We start from the raw sequence: 4144 nt of genomic DNA on the forward strand, positions 1-4144 counted from the left end.
CGCTCCGACTGCCACGGACGCACGATCGGCTCGTCAGGCCCGATGACCGCCGTGTTGGGCTTCAGGAACAGCAACGGCTCGCCCGGGGCGTCGCTTCCCATCTCCGCAGCGTGATCGAGGTAGTTCTTACCGACGCACACGACCTTCGAGCGGGGAATGACCGGGGCGAGCAACGTCACCTCACCGACCGGCACGCGCTCCCCCGTCGTCTCGTATCCGGCGAACATCGGGTCACCCGCGAGCACCACGAGTTCGCCCTCGTCGAGGATGCCGTAGGCGATCGCGTCCTCGTGCCGGAATCGCGCGATTCTCATGCCTGGGCGGGAACGTCGAGGCGGTGCATCCAGCCGTGGCGGTCCTCGGCGTGGCCGTACTGGATGTCGGTGAGCTCCTGTCGCAGCTCGAGCGCGAGCGAGCCCACGGGCTGCTGGTCGACGAAGTCGCGTCCCTTGAGCACGCCGATGGGGGTCACCACGGCGGCGGTACCGCAGGCGAAGACCTCCACAATGTCACCGGATGCCACGCCCTCGCGCCACTCGCGCAGCGTGATGTTGCGACCCTGCACGTGAAGACCGCGGTCAGCTGCCAGCTGCAGGATCGAGTCACGGGTGACTCCCTCGAGGATCGAGTCCGACTGCGGCGTCACGACGGTGCCGCCCTTGAAGACGAACACGATGTTCATTCCGCCGAGTTCTTCGACGTTGCCGTCCTGATCGAGGAAGACCACCTGGTCGCACTCGTTCTCGTAGGCCTCTGACTGGGGAAGCAGGCTCGACGCGTAGTTGCCGCCGGTCTTGGCAGCCCCGGTGCCTCCCTTGCCGGCGCGCGAGTAGTCCTCGCTCAGCCAGATCGATACGGGGGTGACGCCACCCTTGAAGTAGGCACCCGCGGGGCTGGCGATGACGTAGTAGCCGACCTTGTTGGCAGGACGCACGCCGAGGAAGGCCTCTTTGGCGAACATGAACGGACGCAGGTAGAGGCTCTGGTTCTCACCCGAGGGCACCCATGCACCGTCGAGCGCGACGAGTTCCTCGAGCGACTGGATGAAGTACGACACCGGCAGCTCGGGAAGAGCCAGACGCCGCGCGGAGCGCTGCAGCCTGCGGCCGTTCTGGTCCGGACGGAACGTGTGGACCGAGCCATCGGCGTGGCGGTAGGCCTTGATTCCCTCGAAGACCTCTTGCGCGTAGTGCAGAACAGCTGCCGCCGGGTCGAGCGAAAGCGGACCGTAGGGCTTGACCTGGGGGCGGTGCCACCCGCCGCCGACCGACCAGCAGATATCGACCATGTGGTCGGTGAAGTGCTGACCGAAGCCGGGGTTGGCGAGGATCGCCTCACGCTCGGCATCCGTCTTGGCCTGCAGGTTCCGCATCACCTGGAACTGCAGGGGCGCAAGGCCCGCGTCGGGGTCGGTGTCAAGAAGAGTCATGTCGAAATCCAGTCGTTCGTGCGCGGCGGTGGCGGATCCGTCCGGCGCGGCAAGGAGCCGAGTGCTTCCAGGCTACGCCTGCAGGCGGGCCACGATCGCGTCACCGATTTGCGCTGTGGTGCGGGCGGCATCGCCCCGGTCCGCGATGTCCTCCTCCACCGCACGGGTGACGCGGGCGGATTCCGCGTGCAGCCCGAGGTGATCGAGCAGCATCGCGATGGACAGGATCGCAGCGGTGGGGTCGGCCTTCTGCTGACCCGCGATGTCGGGCGCCGATCCGTGGACGGGCTCGAACATCGAGGGGAACGCGCCGTCGGGGTTGATGTTCCCCGAAGCGGCGAGGCCGATGCCTCCGGTGACGGCGCCGGCCAAGTCGGTGAGGATGTCGCCGAAGAGGTTGTCGGTGACGATCACGTCGAAGCGGTCGGGGTTCGTGACCAGGAAGATGGTGGCCGCATCGACGTGCAGATAGTCTACGGCGACGTCGGGGTGCTCTTCTGCCACCTCGCGCACGATTCTCTGCCAGATTCCGCCGGCGTGCACGAGCACGTTGGTCTTGTGCACGAGCGTCAGCTTGTTGCGGCGACGCTCAGCGAGCGCGAACGCGTACCGGACGACCCGCTCGACACCGAACGCCGTGTTGACGGATGTCTCGTTCGCAACCTCGTGCGGCGTGCCCTTACGGATCGCGCCGCCGTTGCCGACGTAGGGCCCCTCCGTGCCCTCGCGCACGACGACGAAGTCGATCTCACCCGGGTTCGCGAGCGGCCCCGGAGCACCGGGGTAGAGCTTCGAGGGGCGCAGGTTGACGTAGTGGTCGAGCTCGAAACGCAGCTTCAGCAGCAGCCCGCGCTCGATGTTGGCGTCCTTCAGGCGAGGGTCGCCGGGAACGCCGCCCACCGCGCCGAGCACGATCGCGTCGTGCTCCTTGATGGCGTCGAGGTCGGCATCCGTCAGCGTGTCACCGGTCTCGAGGTAACGCGCGGCTCCCAGCGAGAACGGGGTCTTCGAGAAACGGATGTCGCTGCCTGCGGTCACCGCGTCGAGAACCTTCATGGCCTCGGCGACGACCTCGACACCGATGCCATCACCGGGGATGACGGCTAGCTTCACCTCGCGCGACATTGCTCTCCTCGTTCTTGAATCGTGCCGCCTGACTCGCAGACGACGGCGCCGATCCCAGCGTAGTGGCCGCGATCACGGCGGCCAGGACCATGAGACCGGCCCCGACGGCGGCAGTGACCGCAACACCCGAGTCGAAGGCGGTTGCCGCGGCGGCGCGCAACGCGTCGGCGATCGGGGCAGCAAGCTCGCTCGCCACGACATACGCGCCGGCCAGCGTTTCCCGCGCCTGCGCCGCGAGGTCAATGGGCACCCCGGCGGGGATCACGATGCCTGACCGGTACGAGGCAGTGAGGATGCTGCCGAGCACAGCAGTTCCGAGTACGGCACCCAGCTCATACGCCGTTTCGGAAACCGCGCTTGCCGCCCCGGCCTTGCTCGGCGGGGCGCTGGCCAGGACGAGTTCGTTCGACACGGTCTCGGCGGCGCCGATTCCGATGCCCAGCAGCACGCTGGCGAGCAGGAGCCACCCGAGGTCGCCGCCACCGGCCGTCATCGCAACGATGAGGTAGCCGCTCATCGAGAACATGAGCGCCGCGGGTACCACGACGCGGGGTGGGATCCGGGACGCGATGGGCACGACGAGCAGCCCTGCGAGGATGACCGAGGCCAACGACGGCACGAGCGCGAAGCCCGCTTGGACCGGGGACAGCCCGGCGATCAGCTGCAGATGCTGCGCGATGAAGAACATGAAGCCCACGAGCGAGATGACGCTCAGCAGGTTCACGAGCAGGGCACCGCTGAAGCTGCCCCGCGTGAACAGCCGCATATCCAGCATCGGTGAGCGCGCGTGCAGCTGTCGCCGCACGAACATGATGCCGAAGCCCGCTCCCGCGATCGCCGCAACGCTGACCGTCGCAGAGAATCCGTGCACGGCGAACTCCTTGATGGCCCATACGATCGGCACCATCATCGCCATCGACAGCACGATGCTGACGGCGTCAATGCGCCCGGCATCCGGATTGCGGCTCTCGGGAACGAGCAGCGGCGCGAACACCAGCAGCGGCACGAGCACGGGCACCGCCATGAGGAACACGGAGCCCCACGAGAAGTGTTCGAGGAGCACTCCTCCGACGATCGGGCCGAGGGCGGCACCCGCCGAGAACATCGAGGCCCAGATGGCGATCGCGAGGCGTCGCTGACTGCGGAGGGTGAAGATGCTGCGCAGCAGCGCAAGTGTCGAGGGCATGATCATGGCACCGAACAGACCCATGGCGGCACGACCCGCGATCAGCCATTCGGCCGAGGGGGCGAAGGCCGACAGCGCCGACACTGTAGCGAATCCGGTGGCGCCGATCAGCAGCATCCGTCGCCGACCGAACCGGTCGCCAAGAGTTCCCATCGTGACCAGCAGGCCTGCCAGAACGAGCGGGTAGGCGTCGATGATCCAGAGCTGCTGCGCGGCTGTCGGCGCGAGCGCGAGCGCGATCTCGGGCAGCGCGAAGCTCAGCACCGTGTTGTCGACCGAGATCAACAGCACGGGCAGCATCAGCACCACCAGCGCAGCCCAGCCACGCCAGGTCACCGGACGCCCCTCGCTTTCGGCGATGCGGATGTCTTCGGTCAGGGTCGTCATCATGTCACCGTCAGAAT

The 4144-nt window shown here is 67.4% G+C and carries 4 protein-coding genes; all 4 read right to left on the minus strand.

The features are described 5' to 3' along the window. Positions 1 to 314, minus strand: a 314-nt coding sequence (locus tag Q1V87_RS07510) for a fumarylacetoacetate hydrolase family protein (RefSeq protein WP_300591530.1), incomplete at its 3' end; no start/stop codon positions are given. After that, positions 311 to 1429 carry a branched-chain amino acid aminotransferase gene (locus Q1V87_RS07515; protein WP_300591531.1) on the minus strand — a complete coding sequence of 373 codons (1119 nt, stop codon included), beginning with the start codon at positions 1427 to 1429 and terminating at the stop codon, positions 311 to 313. The genes Q1V87_RS07510 and Q1V87_RS07515, both read right to left, overlap by 4 nt. 72 nt (positions 1430 to 1501) lie before the next feature. Then, positions 1502 to 2554, minus strand: a complete 1053-nt coding sequence (locus Q1V87_RS07520; protein WP_300591532.1) for a 3-isopropylmalate dehydrogenase — start codon at positions 2552 to 2554, stop codon at positions 1502 to 1504. Next, the gene (locus Q1V87_RS07525; protein ID WP_300591533.1) at positions 2517 to 4127 is read right to left on the minus strand and encodes an MFS transporter; all 1611 of its coding nucleotides are present in this window, start codon (positions 4125 to 4127) and stop codon (positions 2517 to 2519) included. Before Q1V87_RS07525 ends, Q1V87_RS07520 begins: the two co-directional genes overlap by 38 nt. Positions 4128 to 4144: the final 17 nt, after the last annotated feature.

It is taken from the genome of Microbacterium sp. (genome assembly GCF_030149085.1).
Taxonomy (GTDB): domain Bacteria; phylum Actinomycetota; class Actinomycetes; order Actinomycetales; family Microbacteriaceae; genus Microbacterium.

Excerpts from the sequence above, each read along its gene's own strand:
- Q1V87_RS07515 (WP_300591531.1), bottom strand. The coding sequence starts at position 1,429 with ATGACTCTTCTTGACACCGACCCCGACGCGGGCCTTGCGCCCCTGCAG.
- Q1V87_RS07520 (WP_300591532.1), bottom strand. The coding sequence starts at position 2,554 with ATGTCGCGCGAGGTGAAGCTAGCCGTCATCCCCGGTGATGGCATCGGT.
- Q1V87_RS07525 (WP_300591533.1), bottom strand. The coding sequence starts at position 4,127 with ATGACGACCCTGACCGAAGACATCCGCATCGCCGAAAGCGAGGGGCGT.